22 protein-coding genes and 7 tRNA genes are annotated in these 23,423 nt (G+C 54.4%); 27 read left to right on the top strand and 2 right to left on the bottom strand.

Annotation, left to right across the window (positions count from 1 at the left end; genetic code table 11):
* The first annotated feature begins 13 nt into the window (after positions 1-13).
* The 26 genes from sdhB (at position 14) to pnuC (ending at position 20,169) form a co-directional block, all read left to right on the top strand.
* Positions 14-730 (top strand): succinate dehydrogenase iron-sulfur subunit SdhB, encoded by a 717-nt coding sequence (sdhB, locus tag ABTW00_RS16555; protein WP_064548333.1) that lies wholly within the window; start codon positions 14-16, stop codon positions 728-730.
* A 298-nt stretch (positions 731-1,028) separates the two neighbouring features.
* Entirely contained in the window at positions 1,029-3,830 is a 2,802-nt protein-coding gene (sucA, locus tag ABTW00_RS16550) for a 2-oxoglutarate dehydrogenase E1 component (protein ID WP_065355538.1), read from the top strand.
* Between the two features lie 13 nt (positions 3,831-3,843).
* Positions 3,844-5,061, top strand: coding sequence for a 2-oxoglutarate dehydrogenase complex dihydrolipoyllysine-residue succinyltransferase (gene odhB, locus ABTW00_RS16545; RefSeq protein ID WP_433636374.1), 1,218 nt, complete (start codon positions 3,844-3,846; stop codon positions 5,059-5,061).
* A gap of 110 nt (positions 5,062-5,171) precedes the next feature.
* The gene (sucC, locus tag ABTW00_RS16540; protein WP_003022927.1) at positions 5,172-6,338 is read left to right on the top strand and encodes an ADP-forming succinate--CoA ligase subunit beta; all 1,167 of its coding nucleotides are present in this window, start codon (positions 5,172-5,174) and stop codon (positions 6,336-6,338) included.
* The gene (sucD, locus tag ABTW00_RS16535) at positions 6,338-7,207 is read left to right on the top strand and encodes a succinate--CoA ligase subunit alpha (RefSeq protein WP_008501094.1); all 870 of its coding nucleotides are present in this window, start codon (positions 6,338-6,340) and stop codon (positions 7,205-7,207) included. Before sucC ends, sucD begins: the two co-directional genes overlap by 1 nt.
* A 55-nt stretch (positions 7,208-7,262) precedes the next feature.
* Positions 7,263-7,388 carry a hypothetical protein gene (locus tag ABTW00_RS16530; RefSeq protein ID WP_271447087.1) on the top strand — a complete coding sequence of 42 codons (126 nt, stop codon included), beginning with the start codon at positions 7,263-7,265 and terminating at the stop codon, positions 7,386-7,388.
* A gap of 669 nt (positions 7,389-8,057) precedes the next feature.
* Positions 8,058-9,626, top strand: a complete 1,569-nt coding sequence (cydA, locus tag ABTW00_RS16525; protein ID WP_065355540.1) for a cytochrome ubiquinol oxidase subunit I — start codon at positions 8,058-8,060, stop codon at positions 9,624-9,626.
* A 15-nt stretch (positions 9,627-9,641) separates the two neighbouring features.
* Positions 9,642-10,781 (top strand): cytochrome d ubiquinol oxidase subunit II, encoded by a 1,140-nt coding sequence (gene cydB, locus ABTW00_RS16520; RefSeq protein ID WP_065355541.1) that lies wholly within the window; start codon positions 9,642-9,644, stop codon positions 10,779-10,781.
* 14 nt (positions 10,782-10,795) lie between these two features.
* Positions 10,796-10,909, top strand: coding sequence for a cytochrome bd-I oxidase subunit CydX (gene cydX / locus ABTW00_RS16515; protein ID WP_062775086.1), 114 nt, complete (start codon positions 10,796-10,798; stop codon positions 10,907-10,909).
* Positions 10,909-11,205, top strand: a complete 297-nt coding sequence (ybgE, locus tag ABTW00_RS16510; RefSeq protein WP_065355542.1) for a cyd operon protein YbgE — start codon at positions 10,909-10,911, stop codon at positions 11,203-11,205. Before cydX ends, ybgE begins: the two co-directional genes overlap by 1 nt.
* Positions 11,206-11,351: 146 nt before the next feature.
* The gene (gene ybgC, locus ABTW00_RS16505) at positions 11,352-11,756 is read left to right on the top strand and encodes a tol-pal system-associated acyl-CoA thioesterase (RefSeq protein ID WP_035892730.1); all 405 of its coding nucleotides are present in this window, start codon (positions 11,352-11,354) and stop codon (positions 11,754-11,756) included.
* Positions 11,753-12,454: a Tol-Pal system protein TolQ gene (gene tolQ, locus ABTW00_RS16500; protein ID WP_074398837.1), complete on the top strand. Its 702-nt coding sequence runs from the start codon at positions 11,753-11,755 to the stop codon at positions 12,452-12,454. Before ybgC ends, tolQ begins: the two co-directional genes overlap by 4 nt.
* A 3-nt stretch (positions 12,455-12,457) precedes the next feature.
* Positions 12,458-12,886 carry a colicin uptake protein TolR gene (gene tolR, locus ABTW00_RS16495; protein ID WP_064548352.1) on the top strand — a complete coding sequence of 143 codons (429 nt, stop codon included), beginning with the start codon at positions 12,458-12,460 and terminating at the stop codon, positions 12,884-12,886.
* Positions 12,887-12,980: 94 nt separating this feature from the next.
* A complete protein-coding gene (gene tolA / locus ABTW00_RS16490) occupies positions 12,981-14,225 on the top strand; it encodes a cell envelope integrity protein TolA (RefSeq protein ID WP_433636370.1) in 1,245 nt (414 codons plus the stop codon).
* Between the two features lie 132 nt (positions 14,226-14,357).
* The gene (gene tolB / locus ABTW00_RS16485) at positions 14,358-15,650 is read left to right on the top strand and encodes a Tol-Pal system beta propeller repeat protein TolB (RefSeq protein ID WP_064548356.1); all 1,293 of its coding nucleotides are present in this window, start codon (positions 14,358-14,360) and stop codon (positions 15,648-15,650) included.
* Positions 15,651-15,684: 34 nt separating this feature from the next.
* Entirely contained in the window at positions 15,685-16,206 is a 522-nt protein-coding gene (gene pal / locus ABTW00_RS16480) for a peptidoglycan-associated lipoprotein Pal (protein WP_064548357.1), read from the top strand.
* A gap of 9 nt (positions 16,207-16,215) precedes the next feature.
* Positions 16,216-17,013 carry a cell division protein CpoB gene (cpoB, locus tag ABTW00_RS16475; protein ID WP_433636368.1) on the top strand — a complete coding sequence of 266 codons (798 nt, stop codon included), beginning with the start codon at positions 16,216-16,218 and terminating at the stop codon, positions 17,011-17,013.
* Between the two features lie 165 nt (positions 17,014-17,178).
* A tRNA-Lys gene (locus tag ABTW00_RS16470) sits at positions 17,179-17,254 on the top strand.
* Positions 17,255-17,381: 127 nt separating this feature from the next.
* Positions 17,382-17,457: transfer RNA gene (locus ABTW00_RS16465), tRNA-Val, on the top strand.
* A gap of 2 nt (positions 17,458-17,459) precedes the next feature.
* Positions 17,460-17,535, top strand: a tRNA-Lys gene (locus ABTW00_RS16460).
* A gap of 53 nt (positions 17,536-17,588) precedes the next feature.
* Positions 17,589-17,664: transfer RNA gene (locus ABTW00_RS16455), tRNA-Val, on the top strand.
* Between the two features lie 3 nt (positions 17,665-17,667).
* Positions 17,668-17,743, top strand: a tRNA-Lys gene (locus ABTW00_RS16450).
* Between the two features lie 144 nt (positions 17,744-17,887).
* Positions 17,888-17,963 (top strand) — tRNA-Lys (locus ABTW00_RS16445).
* Between the two features lie 134 nt (positions 17,964-18,097).
* Positions 18,098-18,173: transfer RNA gene (locus tag ABTW00_RS16440), tRNA-Lys, on the top strand.
* A gap of 208 nt (positions 18,174-18,381) precedes the next feature.
* Positions 18,382-19,425: a quinolinate synthase NadA gene (gene nadA, locus ABTW00_RS16435; RefSeq protein WP_433641062.1), complete on the top strand. Its 1,044-nt coding sequence runs from the start codon at positions 18,382-18,384 to the stop codon at positions 19,423-19,425.
* Between the two features lie 24 nt (positions 19,426-19,449).
* Positions 19,450-20,169 (top strand): nicotinamide riboside transporter PnuC, encoded by a 720-nt coding sequence (gene pnuC, locus ABTW00_RS16430; RefSeq protein WP_064548363.1) that lies wholly within the window; start codon positions 19,450-19,452, stop codon positions 20,167-20,169.
* Here the strand turns inward: pnuC and zitB are convergent.
* Entirely contained in the window at positions 20,166-21,110 is a 945-nt protein-coding gene (gene zitB / locus ABTW00_RS16425; protein ID WP_433636367.1) for a CDF family zinc transporter ZitB, read from the bottom strand. The genes pnuC and zitB overlap by 4 nt on opposite strands.
* 334 nt (positions 21,111-21,444) lie before the next feature.
* Here zitB and aroG point away from each other — a divergent pair, with 334 nt between their 5' ends.
* Positions 21,445-22,497 carry a 3-deoxy-7-phosphoheptulonate synthase AroG gene (aroG, locus tag ABTW00_RS16420; protein ID WP_064548366.1) on the top strand — a complete coding sequence of 351 codons (1,053 nt, stop codon included), beginning with the start codon at positions 21,445-21,447 and terminating at the stop codon, positions 22,495-22,497.
* Between the two features lie 110 nt (positions 22,498-22,607).
* Here the strand turns inward: aroG and gpmA are convergent, their stop codons facing one another.
* Entirely contained in the window at positions 22,608-23,360 is a 753-nt protein-coding gene (gene gpmA, locus ABTW00_RS16415) for a 2,3-diphosphoglycerate-dependent phosphoglycerate mutase (RefSeq protein ID WP_065355548.1), read from the bottom strand.
* Positions 23,361-23,423: the final 63 nt, after the last annotated feature.

Genomic DNA, 23,423 nt, shown 5'->3' with positions numbered 1-23,423 from the left:
CGGAGACAGGAAAATGAAACTCGAGTTTTCAGTTTATCGTTATAACCCGGACGTAGACGATGCTCCGCGCATGCAGGATTACACCCTGGAAGCGGAAGAAGGTCGCGATATGATGCTGCTGGATGCGTTAATCCAGCTGAAAGAAAAAGATCCGTCTCTGTCGTTCCGCCGCTCCTGCCGTGAAGGGGTATGCGGTTCCGACGGTCTGAACATGAACGGTAAAAACGGTCTGGCGTGTATCACGCCGATCTCCGCGCTGAATCAGCCGGGCAAGAAAATTGTTATCCGTCCTCTGCCAGGTCTGCCGGTGATCCGCGATTTGGTGGTAGACATGGGGCAATTCTATGCACAATATGAGAAGATTAAGCCTTACTTATTGAATAATGGGCAAAATCCTCCGGCTCGTGAGCATCTGCAGATGCCGGAGCAGCGTGAGAAGCTCGACGGTCTGTACGAGTGTATTCTCTGCGCATGTTGTTCAACCTCTTGTCCGTCGTTCTGGTGGAATCCGGACAAGTTTATCGGCCCGGCAGGCCTGTTGGCCGCGTATCGTTTCCTGATTGACAGCCGCGATACCGAAACCGACAGCCGTCTGGAAGGATTAAGTGACGCTTTCAGCGTATTCCGCTGCCATAGCATCATGAACTGCGTCAGTGTATGTCCTAAGGGGCTGAACCCGACGCGCGCCATCGGCCATATTAAGTCGATGCTGCTGCAACGTAGTGCGTAAGTAGTCGTTGTTGCCGGATGGCGACGTACCGTTTTATCCGGCCTACATCCCCGTAGGCCAGATAAGCGAAGCGCCATCAGGCAACAAACATGCAGGAAACCTTTAAAAACTGCCACATGCACTTCCTCTGAGAGAGGGGAAGGGTGAGAGTAAAAAACTCTTAAGACAGTTTCTAAAGGTTCCTTCGCGGGCCAGTGCAGATACAAGAGCTCGCAAGTGAACCCTGGGACGTGTGCTTTACCGGCGTACGTCGTAGTTATCCACGGCGAAATAAGCATAAAATGCTTAAGGGATCACGATGCAGAACGGCGCAATGAAAGCCTGGCTGGACTCTTCTTACCTCTCTGGTGCTAACCAGAGCTGGATAGAACAGCTCTATGAAGACTTCTTAACCGATCCTGACTCTGTCGACGCTCACTGGCGTTCAATGTTCCAGCAGTTACCTGGTACCGGAGTCAAACCGGATCAATTTCATTCTAAAACGCGTGATTATTTCCGTCGTCTGGCGAAGGATGCCTCACGTTACTCCTCTTCGATTTCCGACCCTGACACGAATGCGAAGCAGGTTAAAGTCCTGCAGCTTATCAACGCTTACCGCTTCCGTGGTCACCAGCATGCGAATCTCGATCCGCTGGGACTGTGGCAGCAGGATAGAGTCGCTGATTTAGATCCCGCTTTCCACGATCTGACTGAGGCCGACTTCCAGGAGAGCTTTAACGTAGGTTCTTTTGCCATCGGCAAAGAGACGATGAAGCTCGGCGATCTGATTGACGCGCTCAAGCAGACCTACTGCGGCCACATCGGCGCGGAATATATGCACATTACCAGCACCGAAGAAAAACGTTGGATTCAGCAGCGTTTTGAGGCGGGGCATGCCACCTTTACCGCGGAAGAGAAAAAGCGCTTCCTGAGCGAGCTGACCGCCGCGGAAGGTCTGGAACGCTACCTGGGGGCGAAGTTCCCGGGAGCCAAACGCTTCTCGCTGGAAGGCGGCGACGCGCTGGTGCCGATGCTCAAAGAGATGATCCGCCATGCGGGCAAGAGCGGCACGCGTGAAGTTGTGCTGGGTATGGCGCACCGTGGTCGTCTGAACGTGTTGATCAACGTACTGGGTAAACAGTCCCAGGAGCTGTTCGACGAATTCTCCGGCAAACATAAAGAACACCTCGGCACCGGTGACGTGAAGTACCACATGGGCTTCTCCTCCGACATCGAAACCGAAGGTGGCCTGGTGCACCTGGCGCTGGCGTTTAACCCGTCGCACCTCGAAATCGTTAGCCCGGTGGTGATGGGTTCCGTGCGTGCGCGTCTGGATCGCCTCGACGAGCCGAGCAGCAACATGGTTCTGCCAATCACCATTCACGGTGACGCCGCAGTCACCGGTCAGGGTGTGGTTCAGGAAACCCTGAACATGTCCAAAGCGCGTGGTTATGAAGTGGGCGGTACCGTTCGCATCGTTATCAACAACCAGGTGGGCTTCACCACCTCTAACCCGCTGGATGCGCGTTCTACCCCGTACTGCACCGACATCGGTAAGATGGTGCAGGCGCCGATTTTCCACGTTAACGCGGATGACCCGGAAGCGGTCGCTTTCGTTACCCGTCTGGCGCTGGACTTCCGTAATACCTTCAAACGCGATGTGTTCATCGATCTGGTGTGCTACCGCCGTCACGGCCACAACGAAGCCGACGAGCCGAGCGCAACCCAGCCGCTGATGTATCAGAAAATCAAAAAGCATCCGACCCCGCGCAAAATCTATGCTGACAAGCTGGAAGCGGACAAAGTTGCGACGCTGGAAGATGCCACCGAGATGGTTAACCTGTATCGCGACGCGCTGGACGCGGGCGAATGCGTGGTGAAAGAGTGGCGTCCGATGAACCTGCACTCCTTTACCTGGTCGCCGTACCTCAACCATGAGTGGGACGAAAGCTACCCGAACAAGGTTGACATGAAGCGTCTGCAGGAGTTGGCTAACCGTATCAGCACCGTGCCGGAAGGCGTGGAAATGCAGTCTCGCGTCGCGAAAATCTACGGCGATCGTCAGGCGATGGCGGCGGGCGAGAAGCTGTTTGACTGGGGCGGCGCGGAAAACCTGGCGTACGCCACGCTGGTTGATGAAGGCGTTCCTGTGCGTCTGTCCGGTGAAGATGCCGGTCGCGGCACCTTCTTCCACCGCCACGCGGTGATTCACAACCAGACTAACGGTTCTACCTACACGCCGCTGCAGCACGTGCACAACGGCCAGGGCGACTTTAAAGTGTGGGACTCCGTGCTGTCTGAAGAGGCGGTACTGGCATTCGAATATGGCTATGCAACCGCTGAGCCGCGCACGCTGACCATCTGGGAAGCGCAGTTCGGCGACTTCGCCAACGGTGCGCAGGTGGTGATTGACCAGTTCATCTCCTCCGGCGAGCAGAAATGGGGCCGTATGTGCGGCCTGGCGATGCTGCTGCCGCACGGTTATGAAGGCCAGGGGCCGGAGCACTCTTCCGCGCGTCTGGAGCGTTATCTGCAGCTTTGCGCTCAGCAGAACATGCAGGTTTGCGTACCGTCTACCCCGGCTCAGGTGTATCACATGCTGCGTCGTCAGGCGCTGCGCGGGATGCGTCGTCCGCTGGTGGTGATGTCGCCGAAGTCGCTGCTGCGTCACCCGCTGGCGGTCTCTTCGCTCGACGAACTGGCGAATGGCACCTTTATGCCGGCCATCGGCGAGATTGACGAACTGGATCCGAAAGCGGTGAAACGCGTGGTGCTGTGCTCTGGTAAGGTGTACTACGACCTGCTGGAACAGCGTCGCAAAAACGACCAGAAAGATGTCGCTATCGTGCGTATCGAACAGCTGTATCCGTTCCCGCACCAGGCGGTACAGGAAGCACTGAAGCCATTTGCTCACGTGCATGATTTTGTCTGGTGCCAGGAAGAGCCGCTGAACCAGGGCGCCTGGTACTGCAGCCAGCATCATTTCCGTGAAGTAGTTCCATTTGGGGCCGCTCTGCGTTACGCAGGTCGCCCGGCCTCCGCCTCACCGGCGGTAGGGTATATGTCCGTTCACCAGAAGCAGCAACAAGATCTGGTCAATGACGCGCTGAACGTCGATTAATTAAGGATACATAATGAGTAGCGTAGATATTCTGGTCCCTGACCTGCCTGAATCCGTAGCAGATGCGACCGTGGCCACCTGGCATAAAAAACCGGGCGATGCGGTAGTGCGTGATGAAGTGCTGGTAGAAATCGAAACTGACAAAGTGGTACTGGAAGTACCGGCGTCGGCAGATGGTATCCTTGATGCCGTTCTGGAAGATGAAGGCACCACCGTCACTTCCCGTCAGATCCTCGGTCGCCTGCGTGAAGGCAACAGCGCGGGTAAAGAAACCAGCGTCAAGGCTGACAGCAAAGAGTCTACCCCGGCTCAGCGTCAGCAGGCGTCGCTGGAAGAGCAAAATAACGAAGCGCTCAGCCCGGCGATCCGTCGCCTGCTGGCTGAGCACAACCTCGATGCCAACGCCATTAAAGGCACCGGCGTCGGTGGCCGTCTGACCCGTGAAGACGTTGAGAAGCACCTGGCAAAAGCACCGGCTCCGGCCGCTGCAGCACCGGCTCCGGCCGCTGCGCCGGTTGCGCCGCTGGCTGGCCGCTCCGAAAAACGCGTTCCGATGACCCGTCTGCGTAAGCGCGTTGCCGAGCGTCTGCTGGAAGCGAAAAACTCCACCGCGATGCTGACCACCTTCAACGAAGTGAACATGAAGCCGATCATGGACCTGCGTAAGCAGTACGGTGACGCGTTTGAAAAACGCCACGGTATTCGTCTGGGCTTCATGTCCTTCTACGTGAAGGCGGTGGTTGAAGCGCTGAAACGCTATCCGGAAGTGAACGCTTCTATCGATGGCGATGACGTGGTTTACCACAACTACTTCGATGTGAGCATGGCCGTTTCGACGCCACGCGGCCTGGTGACGCCGGTCCTGCGTGATGTGGATGCCCTGGGCATGGCTGACATCGAGAAGAACATCAAAGAGCTGGCTGTTAAAGGCCGTGACGGTAAGCTGACCGTAGAAGATCTGACCGGCGGTAACTTCACTATTACCAACGGCGGCGTCTTTGGTTCCCTGATGTCTACCCCGATCATCAACCCGCCTCAGAGCGCGATTCTGGGTATGCATGCCATTAAAGACCGCCCGATGGCGGTGGATGGCAAAGTAGAAATTCTGCCGATGATGTACCTGGCACTGTCCTATGACCACCGTCTGATCGATGGGCGCGAGTCTGTAGGCTTCCTGGTGGCAATTAAAGAGTTGCTGGAAGATCCAACCCGTCTGCTGCTGGACGTGTAGTGATGTTAGCGGCCTCTCTCCCCGTGCGGGGAGGAGGCCTACTCTGTGCTATGCAGAACTAAAAGATCCAGACCACAACTCAACAACATTTTATAGGATGGATAGAACACATGAACTTACATGAATATCAGGCAAAACAACTCTTTGCCCGCTATGGCTTACCGGCTCCGGTGGGTTATGCCTGTACTACTCCGCGCGAAGCAGAAGAAGCCGCTTCAAAAATCGGCGCTGGCCCGTGGGTAGTGAAATGTCAGGTTCACGCTGGTGGCCGCGGTAAAGCGGGCGGTGTGAAGGTCGTTAACTCCAAAGAAGACATTCGCGCTTTCGCTGAACATTGGCTGGGCAAACGTCTGGTGACTTACCAAACGGACGCACACGGTCAGCCGGTTAACCAGATTCTGGTTGAAGCCGCTACCGACATCGGTAAAGAGCTGTACCTGGGCGCGGTAGTCGACCGTAGCTCCCGTCGCGTGGTCTTTATGGCCTCTACCGAAGGCGGCGTAGAAATTGAAAAAGTGGCGGAAGAAACCCCGCACCTGATCCACAAAGTGGCGCTGGATCCGCTGGCAGGCCCGATGCCTTACCAGGGTCGTGAGCTGGCGTTCAAACTGGGTCTGGAAGGTAAACAGGTTCAGCAGTTCACCAAGATCTTCATGGGTCTGGCGACTATCTTCCTCGAGCGCGATCTGGCGCTGATCGAAATCAACCCGCTGGTAGTGACCAAACAGGGCGACCTGATCTGCCTCGACGGCAAACTGGGCGCTGACGGCAACGCGCTGTTCCGCCAGGCTGACCTGCGTGAAATGCGCGACCAGTCTCAGGAAGATCCGCGTGAAGCGCAGGCGGCACAGTGGGAACTGAACTACGTTGCGCTGGACGGCAACATCGGCTGTATGGTTAACGGCGCGGGCCTGGCAATGGGCACCATGGATATCGTTAAACTGCACGGCGGCGAACCGGCTAACTTCCTCGACGTGGGCGGCGGCGCGACCAAAGAGCGCGTGACCGAAGCGTTCAAAATCATCCTCTCCGATGACAATGTAAAAGCCGTACTGGTTAACATCTTCGGCGGTATCGTACGTTGCGACCTGATCGCTGACGGTATCATCGGCGCGGTAGCGGAAGTGGGCGTTAACGTTCCGGTTGTCGTTCGTCTGGAAGGCAACAACGCCGAACTCGGCGCGAAAAAACTGGCTGATAGCGGCCTGAATATTATTGCAGCGAAAAGTCTGACGGATGCAGCTCAGCAGGTTGTTGCCGCAGTGGAGGGGAAATAATGTCAGTTTTAATTAATAAAGATACCAAGGTTATCTGTCAGGGCTTCACCGGTAGCCAGGGGACTTTCCACTCTGAACAAGCGATTGCTTACGGTACGCAGATGGTTGGCGGCGTAACGCCGGGCAAAGGCGGCACCACTCACCTGGGTCTGCCGGTGTTTAACACCGTGCGTGAAGCGGTAGAAGCGACTGGCGCAACCGCCACCGTGATCTACGTTCCGGCACCGTTCTGCAAAGACTCCATCCTGGAAGCGATTGATGCAGGCATCAAACTGATTATCACCATCACTGAAGGTATCCCGACCCTGGATATGCTGACCGTGAAGGTGAAGCTGGACGAAGCGGGCGTGCGCATGATCGGCCCGAACTGCCCAGGCGTGATCACCCCGGGCGAATGCAAAATCGGCATCATGCCGGGTCACATTCACAAGCCGGGTAAAGTGGGCATCGTTTCCCGTTCCGGTACCCTGACCTATGAAGCGGTTAAGCAGACCACCGACTACGGTTTCGGCCAGTCTACCTGTGTCGGTATCGGCGGCGACCCGATTCCGGGCTCTAACTTCATCGACATCCTGAAGCTGTTCCAGGAAGATCCGCAGACTGAAGCGATCGTGATGATCGGTGAGATCGGCGGTAGCGCAGAAGAAGAAGCGGCTGCTTATATTAAAGAACACGTGACCAAGCCGGTTGTTGGCTATATCGCGGGCGTGACCGCGCCAAAAGGCAAACGTATGGGCCACGCGGGCGCCATCATTGCCGGTGGTAAAGGTACCGCTGATGAGAAATTCGCTGCTCTGGAAGCGGCTGGCGTGAAGACGGTTCGCAGCCTGGCTGACATTGGCGAAGCGCTGAAGTCCATCATTAAGTAATCCTCTCTGCTCCCTCACCGAATTCCCGCTGCATACAGGGAGTAGGGAGCCTTATATGTCTAGTTTCGACATGGTTGGCCGCCCCTGGGCGGCCTTTTTTGTTTATTATCCCGCCGCATTTGGCGCTCTTTGCGACAAAGCCTTTGATAGAGCGTATTTTGCCTGTTTTTTGCGCAAATAATCCTGTCAATAACCAAAATAAATGACCTTCAGCTAAGCGCTAAATTACTGACAATGTTAATTTATTAATTATTTAGGTGAATTAATTGTTATTTTTTACCTGGCGAACGAGGAGGGCCAGAAAAAAAAGCTGAAAATGCGGGCCGATGGGAAAGTCAGAAATCGTGGTGAAGGTCGGCTTGTGACGTTAATTTCAATTACTTTTACCTTTAATTTGATCTCTTTTGATAACCATCAATATTGTGAATAAAACACATCATTAACATTTGATTTACCGTGAGTCTAAATTAAAAACATAATTAACAATGTTGGCTTTAGTTGATTTAAATCAATGCGTAATGGCTGGATAAAAGCACTTAAAACGGATAAATTGTCGTGGATCAAATTGGCTGAAAACCACTTGATTCGCTATAAATTGATCATCGTCGAAAAACGTAAAACTTCTCCAATAAAAACCTGTTTATTGTAAGGGTTTTACAGCGTAATATATTTTAGGGATCAATTGAGTTTTTTATTAACACGTTTGTAACTTTCGCTTATTGCTGTTTCCTGTACTCGACAAGGGGTAGCAGTAGGGAAGGGGACAAATCAATTTGTATTGGGGCATGTGTTTGAATCCCGGGTAACGGGTTCAATCTCGGAGTCTTCATGCGATGAGCAAGGAGTCATGATGTTAGATATAGTCGAACTGTCGCGCTTACAGTTTGCCTTGACCGCGATGTACCACTTCCTGTTTGTACCACTGACGCTGGGTATGGCGTTCCTGCTGGCAATCATGGAAACGGTCTACGTCCTTTCCGGCAAACAGATTTATAAAGATATGACCAAGTTCTGGGGCAAGTTGTTTGGTATCAACTTTGCGCTGGGTGTGGCTACCGGTCTGACCATGGAGTTCCAGTTCGGGACCAACTGGTCTTATTATTCCCACTACGTGGGCGATATCTTCGGTGCGCCGCTGGCCATCGAAGGTCTGATGGCCTTCTTCCTCGAATCTACCTTTGTAGGTCTGTTCTTCTTCGGTTGGGATCGTCTGGGTAAAGTTCAGCACATGGCCGTTACCTGGCTGGTGGCGCTTGGCTCCAACCTCTCCGCACTGTGGATTCTGGTGGCGAACGGTTGGATGCAGAACCCGATTGCTTCGGACTTCAACTTCGAAACCATGCGTATGGAAATGGTCAGTTTCTCCGAGCTGGTCCTGAACCCGGTTGCGCAGGTGAAATTCGTGCACACCGTGGCGTCTGGCTACGTCACCGGCGCGATGTTTATCCTTGCCATCAGCTCCTGGTACATGCTCAAAGGCCGTGACTTCGCCTTTGCAAAACGTTCCTTCGCGATTGCCGCCAGCTTTGGTATGGCCGCCATCCTCTCCGTTATCGTACTGGGTGATGAATCCGGCTACGAAATGGGCGACGTACAGAAAACCAAACTCGCCGCGATTGAAGCCGAGTGGGAAACCCAGCCGGCGCCTGCTGCCTTTACGCTGTTTGGTATTCCGGACCAGGATGCGCAGGAAAACCATTTCTCGATTCAAATTCCTTATGCGCTGGGCATCATCGCGACGCGTTCCGTCGACAAGCAGGTTACCGGCCTGAAAGATCTGATGGTGCAGCACGAAGAGCGTATCCGTAACGGGATGAAAGCGTACTCCCTGCTTGAACAGCTGCGCTCTGGCGCAACCGATCCGGCGGTACGCGCGCAATTCAACGACGTGAAAAAAGATCTGGGCTATGGCCTGCTGCTGAAACGCTATACGCCGAACGTGGCTGATGCAACGGAAGAGCAGATTCAGAAAGCGACTAAAGACTCTATTCCACGCGTTGCGCCGCTGTACTTCGCCTTCCGTATCATGGTGGCGTGCGGCGTGCTGATGCTGTTGATTATCGGCGCTTCCTTCTGGACGGTGATTCGTAACCGTATCGGTGAGAAAAAATGGCTGCTGCGCGCGGCGTTCTACGGTCTGCCTCTGCCATGGATTGCCGTTGAAGCGGGCTGGTTTGTTGCCGAATATGGCCGTCAGCCGTGGGCGATTGGTGAAGTGCTGCCAACGGCCGTCGCAAACTCGTCGCTGACTGCGGGCGACCTGATCTTCTCGATGGTGCTGATCTGTGGTTTGTATACGCTGTTCCTGGTGGCTGAACTGTTCCTGATGTTCAAATTTGCCCGTAAAGGACCCAGCAGCCTGAAAACCGGTCGCTATCACTTTGAACAGTCCTCTGCGGCTATTCAGTCGGCACGCTAAGACAGGAGTCGTCAAATGATCGATTATGAAGTATTGCGTTTTATCTGGTGGCTACTGATTGGCATTCTGCTGATTGGTTTTGCCGTCGCCGATGGTTTCGATATGGGGGTGGGCATGCTCACCCGCTTCCTCGGTCGTAACGACACCGAACGTCGAATCATGATTAACGCCATTGCCCCGCACTGGGACGGAAACCAGGTGTGGCTCATCACCGCGGGTGGCGCGCTGTTTGCCGCCTGGCCGATGGTGTATGCGGCTGCGTTCTCTGGCTTCTATGTGGCGATGATTCTGGTGCTGGCCTCTTTATTCTTCCGTCCGGTTGGCTTTGACTACCGTTCGAAGATTGAAGATACCCGCTGGCGCAACATGTGGGACTGGGGCATCTTTGTCGGCAGCTTCGTGCCGCCGCTGGTGATTGGCGTGGCATTTGGTAACCTGCTGCAGGGCGTACCGTTCCACATTGATGAGTACCTGCGTCTGTACTACACCGGCAACTTCTTCCAGCTGCTGAACCCGTTTGGTCTGCTGGCAGGTATCGTCAGCGTGGGGATGATCCTGACGCAGGGCGCAACCTATCTGCAAATGCGTACCGTGGGCGAACTGCACCTGCGTACCCGCTCCGTCTCAATGGTGGCCGCGCTGGTCACGTTGGTCTGCTTTGCACTGGCAGGCGTGTGGGTTTACTACGGCATTGATGGTTATGTGGTGAAATCGGTTCTGGATCATACCGGCCCGTCTAACCCGCTGACCAAAGAAGTCGCGCGTGAAGCCGGCGCGTGGATGGTGAACTTCAACAACATGCCGGCGCTGTGGGCTATTCCTGCTCTGGGCGTGGTGCTGCCGCTGCTGACGATTGTTAGCACGAAGGCGGACAAAGGGGCATGGGCGTTCCTGTTCTCCTCGCTGACGCTGGCGTGCATCATTCTGACCGCCGGTATTGCCATGTTCCCGTTCATTATGCCTTCCAGCACAATGATGAACGCGAGCCTGACCATGTGGGATGCGACCTCTAGCCAGTTGACGCTGAACCTGATGACCTATGTTGCGATTGTCTTCGTACCGATTATTCTGGCCTACACCACCTGGTGTTACTGGAAAATGTTCGGTCGCATTACCAAAGAAGACATCGAACGTAACACCCACTCTCTGTACTAAGTAAGGAGCTGAATATGTGGTATTTCGCATGGATTTTGGGAACGCTTCTTGCCTGTGCATTCGGCGTGATCACCGCGCTGGCGTTAGAGCACGTCGAAGCGACCAACGCGGGTGAAGAAAAGCACTAATGAAAAATGTTATCGCAATGTTGTACGCGATAATGGATAAGCGCCCCTTGCGGGCGCTTTCCCTTGTTATGGCCCTGCTGCTGGCAGGCTGCATTTTCTGGGATCCGTCGCGCTTTGCGGCGAAGACCAGCGAGCTGGAAATCTGGCATGGTTTTCTGCTGATGTGGTCGGTGTGCGCGGGCGTGATTCATGGCGTGGGCTTCCGCCTGCGTTCGATTCACTGGCAGGGGATTTTTTGTCCGCTTATCGCCGATCTGGTGTTATTCGCGGGGCTAATTTTCTTCTTTTACCGCTGAAAATTTTCATCCGAAGACTATGGGCTTGCACGAGCCCATAAAAATTTACTCTCCGTTTACTTCCCCCCATTCCAAAGCATCATTCCCGCGCGTATAGTAGCGAAGTTCAAAAACCCAAAAATTTTTTTGCATTACTGGGACGTAAAGTGAATACAACGCTGTTTCGATGGCCGGTTCGTGTCTACTATGAAGATACCGATGCCGGTGGTGTGGTTTATCACGCCAGCTATGTCGCTTTCTATGAAAGAGCACGCACTGAGATGCTGCGTCACCATCACTTCAGCCAGCAGGTGCTGTTGGCTGAACGCGTGGCCTTTGTCGTGCGTAAAATGACGCTGGAGTATTTTGCGGCTGCCCGACTCGACGATATGCTCGAAGTCCAGACAGAAATTACATCAATGCGTGGTACCTCAATGGTGTTTACGCAGCGAATAGTCAACGCTGAGAATAAGGTTCTGAACGAAGCGGAAGTCCTGATTGTCTGTGTTGATCCACTCATCATGAAGCCTCGTGCGCTTCCCAAGTCTATTGTCGCGGAGTTTAAGCAGTGACTGACATGAACATCCTTGATTTGTTCCTGAAGGCTAGCCTTCTGGTTAAACTTATCATGTTGATTTTGATTGGTTTTTCAATCGCCTCCTGGGCCATCATTATCCAGAGAACGCGCATCCTTAACGCGGCAAGCCGCGAGGCCGAAGCGTTTGAAGATAAGTTCTGGTCTGGTATCGAACTCTCTCGTCTGTATCAGGAGAGCCAGGGGCGTCGTGAAAATCTGGCGGGATCCGAGCAGATCTTCTACAGCGGTTTTAAAGAGTTTGCCCGTTTGCATCGTGCGAATAGTCATGCGCCGGAAGCCATCGTGGAAGGGGCATCGCGTGCGATGCGCATTTCCATGAACCGCGAGCTGGAAACGCTGGAAACGCACATTCCGTTCCTTGGTACCGTCGGCTCCATCAGCCCGTATATCGGTCTGTTCGGTACCGTTTGGGGGATCATGCACGCCTTTATCGCGCTGGGCGCGGTAAAACAGGCCACGCTGCAGATGGTTGCTCCTGGCATCGCCGAAGCGCTGATCGCCACCGCAATCGGTCTGTTCGCCGCTATCCCTGCGGTTATGGCGTACAACCGTCTGAACCAGCGTGTGAATAAACTGGAACTGAACTACGACAACTTTATGGAAGAGTTCACCGCGATTCTGCACCGTCAGGCTTTTACCGCCAGCACCGCCAGCGAGAGCAACAAGGGGTAAGCCATGGCCAGAGCACGTGGACGCGGGCGTCGCGAACTGAAGTCCGAAATTAACATCGTTCCGCTGCTGGATGTGTTGTTGGTGCTGCTGCTGATCTTTATGGCGACAGCGCCGATCATTACGCAGAGCGTGGAAGTGGATCTTCCTGATGCCACCGAATCACAGGCTGTCAGCAGTAATGATGAACCCCCGGTCATTGTTGAAGTGTCCGGCGTGGGGCAATACAGCGTGAACGTTGGCCCGGAGAAGATGCCGCAGCTGCCGCCTGAACAGGTGGTCGCGGAAGCGCAGCGTCGTTTGCAGGCGAATCCGAAGACGGTCTTCTTAATTGGGGGCGCGAAAGACGTGCCTTACGATGAAATAATTAAAGCGCTTAACCTGTTACACAGCGCCGGGGTGAAATCGGTTGGGTTGATGACTCAGCCAATTTAACCGTCGACGTGCCGCACCGGCGCAGGGTGTGGGTCGGGAACGGCCTGCACCGTGTGCTGTAGAGTAACGGGGGAACAGTTTTTGGGAACCGAGAGTGTCAAAGGCAACCGAACAAAACGACAAGCTTAAACGAGCGATAATTATTTCAGCAGTGCTGCACGTGATTTTGTTTGCAGCGCTGATCTGGAGTTCGTTCGATGAGCATTTAGACGCTGCGGCTGGCGGTGGCGGCGGTTCGTCCATCGACGCAGTCATGGTCGATCCGGGTGCGGTTATCGACAACTATAATCGTCAACAGCAGCAGCAGGCCAGTTCGAAACGCGCGCAAGAGCAGCGTGAGAAACAGGCCCAGCAGCAGGCTGAAGAGCTGCGAGAGAAGCAAGCGGCGGAACAGGAACGTTTAAAAGCGCTGGAAAAAGAGCGTTTACAGGCCCAGGAAGCGGCGAAGCAAGCCCAGGAACAGCAAAAGCAGGCGGAAGAAGCGGCAGCCAAAGCCGCCGCTGATGCCAAAGCGAAAGCCGACGCGCAGGCTAAAGCGGCCGCGGAAGCGGCAGTGAAAGCCGCTGCGGATGCGAAAGCAAAAGCCGATGCTCAGGCGAAAGCGGCTGCGGAAGCGGCGAAGAAAGCCGCCGCTGACGCGCAGAAGAAAGCCGAGGCCGAGGCCGCCAAAGCGGCTGCGGATGCGAAGAAAGTTGCCGAAGCTGCTGCTGCGAAAGCCGCTGCCGATGCGGAGAAGAAAGCCGCTGCGGAAGCTGCGAAGAAGGCTGCCGCGGAAAAAGCCGCCGCTGAGAAGGCCGCTGCTGCTGAAAAAGCGGCCGCCGCGGCGGAAAAAGCGGCTGCCGATAAGGCTGCTGCGGCTGCGAAAGCGGCAGCAGACAAGAAAGCTGCTGCGGAAAAAGCCGCCGCTGCCAAAAAGGCTGCCGCAGAAAAAGCGGCCGCTGCTTCTGGCGTAGACGATCTGTTAGGCGACTTAAGCTCCGGTAAGAATGCGCCGAAAGGCAACACCAGCGGTAGCGCCGGTGGCTCTTCTCCTGCTAAAGGTAACAAACCTGGGCAGGGTGGGGCATCGCAGGCTGAAATTGCGTCCTATATTGCGCAGGTTCAGGCGGCGATTAAAGGTCACCTGTACGACTGGGATACCTATAAAGGGAAGACCTGTACGCTGCGCGTGAACCTGGCAGAAGATGGTACGGTGCTGAGCGTGAAGCAGGAAGGTGGTGATGCGGCGTTCTGTCAGCAGATGCTGGCGGCAACCAACCGGATGACCAAGTTCCCGAAACCGCCGTCACAAGCGGTCTGGCAGACCTTTAAAAATGCGCCGCTGGACTTCAAGCCATAAAGATTATTTTTCGCGGCAGTACGTGAAAAATAAAGGCGGGATCGTCGCAGGGTTTTGGTAGTTTTGTGTATTTTAGTTTGTTAACATTCTGCTAAATTATCGTGGGCTTTCCGCCTGGATAAGGGAGAAATGATGAAGCAGGCATTACGAGTAGCGTTTGGTTTTCTGATGCTGTGGGCAGCGGTGCTGCACGCAGAAGTACGTATCGAGATCACCCAAGGGGTGGACTCGGCGCGTCCGATTGGCGTCGTTCCGTTCCAGTGGGCCGGGCCAGGCGCCGCACCTGAAGATATCGGCGGCATTGTTGGTGCCGACCTGCGTAACAGCGGGAAATTCAACCCATTAGACCGCTCTCGTCTGCCGCAGCAGCCGGGCAGCGCTCAGGAAGTTCAGCCGGCCGCATGGTCTGCGCTGGGCATTGATGCCGTGGTTGTCGGCCAGGTTAGCCCGAACGCCGACGGTAGCTATAACGTTTCCTACCAGCTGGTCGATACCGGCGGTGCGCCAGGTACCGTTCTGGCGCAGAACACCTATAAGGTGAACAAGCAGTGGCTGCGCTACGCGGGCCATACTGCCAGTGACGAAGTGTTCGAGAAACTGACCAGCATTAAAGGCGCGTTCCGTACCCGTATCGCCTACGTGGTGCAGACCAACGGCGGCCAGTTCCCGTATGAACTGCGCGTTTCCGACTACGATGGCTACAACCAGTTTGTGGTACACCGTTCTCCGCAGCCGCTGATGTCGCCGGCATGGTCTCCGGACGGCTCTAAACTGGCCTATGTGACCTTCGAAAGCGGTCGTTCAGCGCTGGTCGTACAGACGCTGGCAAACGGCGCGGTGCGTCAGATTGCTTCGTTCCCGCAGCACAACGGTGCGCCGGCATTCTCGCCGGACGGTTCTAAACTGGCGTTCGCCCTGTCGAAAACCGGTAGCCTGAACCTGTACGTGATGGACCTCGGCTCCGGCCAGATTCGTCAGGTGACCAACGGCCGCAGCAACAACACTGAACCAACCTGGTTCCCGGACAGCCAGAACCTGGCCTTTACCTCTGACCAGGCCGGTCGTCCGCAGGTGTATAAAGTGAATGTTAACGGCGGTGCTCCGCAGCGTATTACCTGGGAAGGTTCGCAGAACCAGGATGCTGACGTCAGCAGCGACGGCAAGTTTATGGTAATGGTTAGCTCGGCCAACGGTCAGCAGCACATTGCTAAGCAAGATCTGGAAGCGGGTGGTGTACAGGTTCTGTCATCAACGTTTTTAGACGAAACGCCAAGTCTGGCACCTAACGGCACTATGGTAATCTACAGCTCTTCTCAGGGGATGGGATCCGTGCTGAATTTGGTTTCTACAGATGGGCGTTTCAAAGCGCGTCTTCCGGCAACTGATGGACAGGTTAAATTCCCTGCCTGGTCGCCGTATCTGTGATAATAATTAATTGATTAGTAAAGGAATCATTGAAATGCAACTGAACAAAGTGCTGAAAGGGCTGTTGATTGCTCTGCCTGTAATGGCAATCGCGGCATGTTCTTCCAACAAGAACGCCAGCAACGACGGCAGCGAAGGCATGCTGAACGGTGCCGGCACTGGTATGGATGCGAACGGTAGCGGCAATATGTCTTCTGAAGAGCAAGCGCGTCTTCAGATGCAGCAGCTGCAGCAGAACAACATCGTTTACTTCGATCTCGACAAGTACGATATCCGTTCTGACTTCGCTGCAATGCTGGATGCGCACGCTAACTTCCTGCGTAGCAACCCGTCTTACAAAGTCACCGTAGAAGGTCACGCGGACGAACGTGGTACTCCGGAGTACAACATCTCCCTGGGCGAACGTCGTGCTAACGCTGTTAAAATGTACCTGCAGGGTAAAGGCGTTTCTGCTGACCAGATCTCCATCGTTTCTTACGGTAAAGAAAAACCTGCAGTACTGGGTCACGACGAAGCGGCTTACTCCAAAAACCGTCGTGCCGTACTGGTTTACTAAGAGAATTGCATGAGCAGTAACTTCAGACATCATTTAATGAGTCTGTCGTTACTGGTTGGCATAGCGGCCCCCTGGGCCGCTTTTGCTCAGGCGCCAATCAGTAGTGTCGGCTCAGGCTCGGTCGAAGACCGCGTTACTCAACTCGAGCGTATTTCCAATGCTCACAGTCAACTTTTGACCCAACTCCAGCAACAACTCTCCGATAACCAGTCTGATATTGATGCCCTCCGTGGACAGATCCAGGAAAGTCAGTACCAGCTGAATCAGGTGATGGATCGTCAAAAGCAGATCATGCTGCAAATTGATAGCCTGAACGGCGGCAGCGGTGCGACACCGGCGCAGCCCGCTTCGGGTGACCAAAGCAATGCGGCAGCGGCGACGCCAGCGCCAGCGGGCGGAAATACCGCTTCGTCTGGCGTTCCGGCGCAAACGGGCGATGCGAATACCGATTACAACGCGGCGATCGCGCTGGTGAAGGACAGTTCTCGCCAGGATGACGCGATTGTGGCGTTTCAGAATTTCATCAAAAAATACCCTGATTCAACCTATCAGCCCAATGCCAACTACTGGCTGGGCCAGCTGAATTACAATAAGGGTAAAAAAGATGATGCGGCGTACTACTTTGCGTCGGTGGTGAAAAACTACCCGAAGTCGCCTAAGGCGGCGGACGCGATGTTTAAGGTCGGGGTGATCATGCAGGACAAAGGCGATACCGCAAAAGCGAAAGCGGTCTATCAGCAGGTTGTCAGCAAATACCCAGGTACCGACGGTGCGAAGCAGGCGCAAAAACGTCTTAGCGGGCTGTGATGCGTGAAGTAAGACCAGAAATCGTGTTATTTCTGGTCTTGCCGCATGAAACATAAGCAGTTAAGTGATCTTTGTCGAAATTTTTGTTGCGCAGAATTCTGAATTCAGTAATATATGCCGCCGTTGCCAAGGGATATCAAACATCCTGAAAGTGACGAAAAAAGTGGGTCGTTAGCTCAGTTGGTAGAGCAGTTGACTTTTAATCAATTGGTCGCAGGTTCGAATCCTGCACGACCCACCAATCGCTAAGGTGGAACGCGATTGTAAAACGTGAAGGATAACGTTGCGTAAGCAACGGCCCGTAGGGCGAGGCGAAGCCGAGTCATCCTGCACGACCCACCACTTAAAGTAGTGTCCAGCGTAGTATCGGGTGATTAGCTCAGCTGGGAGAGCACCTCCCTTACAAGGAGGGGGTCGGCGGTTCGATCCCGTCATCACCCACCACCGGGTCGTTAGCTCAGTTGGTAGAGCAGTTGACTTTTAATCAATTGGTCGCAGGTTCGAATCCTGCACGACCCACCATCTTTTAAGGTGGGTTCGGTGGAAGTAGCATCAGTCATATCCAGCGCAGTTTCGGGTGATTAGCTCAGCTGGGAGAGCACCTCCCTTACAAGGAGGGGGTCGGCGGTTCGATCCCGTCATCACCCACCACTCGGGTCGTTAGCTCAGTTGGTAGAGCAGTTGACTTTTAATCAATTGGTCGCAGGTTCGAATCCTGCACGACCCACCAATTTAACATCAAACTCAGATGTTAAGCGTGAAGGATAACGTTGCTTCAGCAACGGCCCGAAGGGCGAGGCGAAGCCGAGTCATCCTGCACGACCCACCATCTAAAGATGGTTCCGAGTAAAAATCTTTCAGGCGGCACCCGTATGGGTCGTTAGCTCAGTTGGTAGAGCAGTTGACTTTTAATCAATTGGTCGCAGGTTCGAATCCTGCACGACCCACCAATATACAAGGTGGTAACTGGTAGAGAACGTGAAGGATAACGTTGCTTTAGCAACGGCCCGAAGGGCGAGGCGAAGCCGAGTCATCCTGCACGACCCACCATCCTGAATGATTGAAGCAGTAACCCTTATCCAAGGGGTCGTTAGCTCAGTTGGTAGAGCAGTTGACTTTTAATCAATTGGTCGCAGGTTCGAATCCTGCACGACCCACCAGTGTAGAAAGGCGCCCTAAAGGCGCCTTTTTGCTTTCTGGAATTAATCTCCTCCCAAGCTTTCTCATTCTCAGCACCATCAAAAATTCATCACGACATTTCTCCCACAATCGGCTATCTTGTTTAGCATATAAAACATATTTCCGTGGTAATGGTGAATCCACACCTTAAACCGCGTATTTCGTTAAGCCAGTAAAACGAGAAGCATGATGAGCGTGATGTTCGATCCTGAAGCAGCGATTTACCCGTTCCCGCCGAAACCAACGCCGTTGAACGACGATGAAAAGCAATTTTATCGTGAGAAAATCAAGCGGTTGCTCAAAGAGCGCAATGCCGTCATGGTGGCGCACTATTACACCGACCCGGAAATTCAACAGCTGGCTGAAGAGACCGGCGGCTGTATTTCTGATTCGCTGGAGATGGCGCGCTTCGGTGCGAAGCATCCGGCTTCTACGCTGCTGGTGGCCGGTGTGCGCTTTATGGGCGAGACGGCAAAAATCCTCAGCCCGGAAAAAACCATTCTGATGCCGACGCTCAACGCAGAGTGTTCACTCGATCTTGGCTGCCCGATTGAAGAGTTCAATGCCTTCTGTGATGCGCATCCGGATCGCACCGTCGTGGTCTATGCCAATACTTCCGCGGCGGTAAAAGCACGCGCCGACTGGGTGGTCACCTCCAGCATCGCCGTTGAACTGATTGAACATCTTGATAGCCTGGGCGAAAAAATTATCTGGGCGCCGGATCGTCACCTGGGTCGCTACGTGCAAAAGCAAACCGGTGCTGACGTACTGTGTTGGCAGGGCGCCTGTATCGTCCATGATGAGTTCAAAACGCAGGCGCTGGGCCGTATGAAAGCGCTCTATCCGCAGGCGGCGGTGCTGGTGCACCCGGAGTCGCCGCAGGCGATTGTTGATATGGCCGATGCCGTTGGCTCAACCAGCCAACTGATCAACGCGGCGAAAAACCTGCCGCACCAGCAGCTCATCGTGGCAACCGATCGCGGTATCTTCTACAAAATGCAGCAGGCGGTACCGGAGAAAGAGCTGTTTGAAGCGCCAACCGCTGGGGAAGGTGCCACCTGCCGTACCTGCGCCCACTGCCCGTGGATGGCCATGAACGGCCTGAAAGCCATTGCGGAGAGCCTCGAGAACGGCGGTGCGGCGCATGAAATTTACGTTGACGAGTCGCTGCGTAAAGGCGCGCTCATCCCGTTGAACCGCATGTTGGATTTTGCGGCTACACTACGAGGATAACCTGTCTAACACGCTGGAGTTGAAATGGATTTTTTTAGCACGCAAAACATTCTGGTGCATATCCCGCTTGGGGCGGGCGGTTACGATCTGTCGTGGATTGAGGCTGTAGGCACCATTGCTGGCCTGCTGTGTATCTGGTTGGCCAGCCTTGAGAAGATCGTTAACTACCTGTTTGGCCTGATTAACGTCACGCTGTTTGCGATTATCTTTTTCCAGATCCAGCTGTACGCCAGCCTGTTGCTGCAGCTTTTCTTCTTCGCCGCCAACCTCTACGGCTGGTATGCCTGGTCGCGGCAAACCAGCCAGAATGAAGCCGAGCTGCAAATTCGCTGGCTGCCGCTGCCTAAGGCGCTGGCCTGGCTGGCGGCCTGCGTGGTTGCAATTGCGCTGATGACCCTTTACATCGACCCGGTGTTTGCCGTGCTAACACAGGTTGCTGTTAACGTCATGCAGGGGCTTGGCATGAATGTCGTGATGCCGACGCTGCAGCCCGATGCGTTTCCATTCTGGGATTCGTCGATGATGGTGCTGTCGATCGCCGCGATGGTGCTGATGACCCGTAAATACGTCGAAAACTGGCTGCTGTGGGTGATCATTAACGTCATCAGCGTGGCTATTTTTACGCTACAGGGGGTGTACGCCATGGCGTTGGAGTACCTGATCCTGACGTTTATCGCCCTCAACGGCAGCCGGATGTGGATGAATAGCGCGCGTGAGCGCGGCTCTCGCGCGCTATCTCATTAGTGGTGGTGATGATGACCGTGTCCGGTATGCGCCTCATTAAGGTGGCATTCCGGGCCGCTACAGGGCTGATACTCCATCTGCACCGTCGCGTGCTCAATCTGGTAGTGCTCCTCAAGGAAGTGATGGATACGGTCGAGCAGCGCGTCGTGGTCGTGCGGTGGGACAACCTGCACATGCAGGGTCATCAACGGTTTCTCGCCCACCAGCCAGACGTGGACGTGGTGCACGTCGCGCACTTCCGGCAGTGAGCGACGCATATTGCGCTTCAATGCCGCCACATCGATAGACTGCGGCGCTCCTTCCAGCAGTTCGTTAACGCTCTCTTTCAGTAGCGACCATGCGCTGCGCAGCACCAGGCAGGACACCAGCACTGAGAGAATCGGGTCGATAGGCGTCCAGCCGGTGGTCATGATAACCAATGCGGCAATTATCGCCCCAACCGAGCCGAGGAGATCGCCCATGACGTGCAGCGCGGCGGCACGCACGTTGAGATTTTTTTCTTCGCTACCGCGATGCAGGATCCAGAACGCCAGCACATTTGCCAACAGCCCGGCAACGGCAATGACCATCATGGTCACGCCAGCCACCGGCTGCGGATGATTGAAACGCTGCACCGCTTCCCAGACGATCAGAATAATAATAAACAGCAGCGCGATGGCGTTCACGAAAGCGGCGAGGGTAGTGAGACGCAGCCAACCGAAGGTGTGGCGCGTGCTCGGTGGCCGACGAGCAAAGTTTACCGCCAGCAGGGCAAACAGCAGCGCGGCGGAGTCGGTCAGCATGTGTCCTGCATCGGCTAATAGCGCCAGCGACCCGGAAACCAGTCCGCCAATCGCTTCCACGACCATGAATCCGGCGGTAACACCGAACGCCAGCAGTAAACGACGGGCATTACTATCATCCTGGGGAGCGTGAGAATGTGAATCCTGCCTGTGCGCCATGACGCTATTCCTTCCGTATGTTGAATGTGACTATCTGACATCATTGCAGATCTTTGCTTTTTGCGCACAGAAATAGATGACGTCGAACGATGGATTAAAATAGTAGATTCACCGCCTGGCGAATATGAAATATATTGTTTTTGGTCTTGTTATTGGTGTTATATCTCGACTTTTTGCGGTTTCCTGTCGTTTATTTACTATTAAATTCTATTTTGTAGGGTTTTTTTAGTCATTATCCGGCTAAAGTGTAAAAGTCAGTTTACACTTTTTGAGTTGCGATATAGATTGAAGGGATTGCACTCAATTGTATAAGTATGGCAACACTGGAACAGTCATGAATTATCAGAACGACGATTTACGCATTAAAGAGATCAACGAGTTATTACCGCCAGTCGCACTCCTTGAGAAATTCCCCGCTACCGAAAACGCCGCGAACACCGTGTCTCATGCGCGTAAAGCGATCCATCAGATCCTGAAAGGAGAAGACGATCGCCTGTTGGTGGTGATCGGCCCGTGCTCTATTCACGATCCTGTCGCCGCGAAAGAGTATGCCCAGCGCCTGCTGAAAATTCGTGAAGAGCTGAACGGCGAGCTGGAAATCGTCATGCGCGTCTATTTTGAAAAGCCGCGCACTACCGTGGGCTGGAAAGGTTTGATCAACGATCCGCATATGGATAACAGCTTCCAGATTAACGATGGCCTGCGTATCGCGCGTAAGCTGCTGCTGGACATCAACGACACCGGGCTACCGGCAGCGGGCGAGTTCCTCGATATGATCACCCCGCAGTATCTGGCTGACCTGATGAGCTGGGGCGCCATCGGCGCGCGTACTACCGAATCTCAGGTGCATCGCGAGCTGGCTTCCGGCCTTTCTTGTCCGGTTGGTTTTAAAAATGGCACCGATGGCACCATTAAAGTGGCCATTGATGCGATTAATGCCGCTGGTGCGCCGCACTGCTTCCTGTCGGTGACCAAGTGGGGCCATTCCGCCATCGTGAACACCAGCGGGAACGGCGATTGCCATATCATCCTGCGCGGCGGTAAAGAGCCAAACTACAGCGCTTCCCACGTGGCGGCGGTGAAGGACGGCCTGGCGAAAGCGGGTCTGCCGGCGCAAATCATGATCGACTTCAGCCATGCCAACTCCTCTAAGCAGTACAAAAAACAGATGGAAGTGGGCGCGGACGTCTGCCAGCAGATTGCCAACGGCGAGAAAGCCATTATGGGCGTGATGATTGAAAGTCATCTGGTGGAAGGTAATCAGAATCCGGACAGCGGCGAGCCGCTGGTGTATGGCAAGAGCATCACCGACGCCTGCATTAACTGGGAAGATACCGATACGATTCTCCGCCAGTTGGCGAACGCGGTGAAAGCGCGTCGCGGGTAAGAAAACGCATCCGGGCAACGATCGGTTGGCCGGATAAGGCAACGCCGTCATTCGGCAATAAAAAAAGCGTGGAGCCTTCCACGCTTTTTTCGTTTAACCCGGGACGAAAATTACTTCGCTTTACCCTGGTTCGCTACCGCTGCGGCTTTCGCGGCGATTTCGTCCGCGTTGCCCAGATAGTAGTGTTTAATCGGCTTGAAGTTCTCGTCGAACTCATATACCAGCGGCACGCCGGTAGGGATGTTCAGCTCGAGGATTTCATCTTCGCCCATGTTGTCCAGGTATTTCACCAGCGCGCGCAGGGAGTTACCGTGAGCGGCGATGATCACGCGCTCACCGCTTTTCAGGCGCGGCAGAATGGTTTCATTCCAGTAAGGGACTACGCGTTCGATGGTCAGCGCCAGACTCTCGGTGGTCGGCAGCTCTTTATCGGTCAGTTTCGCGTAGCGCGGGTCATGGCCCGGGTAGCGCTCATCGTCTTTGGTCAGCTCCGGCGGGGTCACCGCGAAGCCGCGACGCCACTGTTTAACCTGCTCGTCACCGTATTTCTCAGCGGTTTCGGCTTTGTTCAGACCCTGCAGCGCACCGTAGTGGCGCTCGTTCAGTTTCCAGGACTTTTCAACCGGCAGCCAGGCCTGATCCAGTTCATCCAGTACGTTCCACAGCGTGTGGATGGCACGTTTCAGCACAGAGGTATAAGCAAAGTCAAAGCTGAAGCCTTCTTCTTTTAGCAGCTTGCCCGCTGCTTTTGCTTCGCTGACGCCTTTCTCGGACAGATCAACATCGTACCAACCGGTAAAACGGTTTTCGTTGTTCCACTGACTTTCACCGTGACGAACCAGTACCAGCTTAGTTACAGCCATACTCTCACTCCTCAAGCTTTATTGAATGATAACAATTCTCATTATATTGCCGTGATAGCCTCA

The organism is Kluyvera georgiana (assembly GCF_050990895.1).
GTDB classification, from domain to species: domain Bacteria; phylum Pseudomonadota; class Gammaproteobacteria; order Enterobacterales; family Enterobacteriaceae; genus Kluyvera; species Kluyvera georgiana.
The sequence above is the reverse complement of the archived record's forward strand: the minus strand, read 5'-3'. Positions and strand labels throughout refer to the sequence as shown.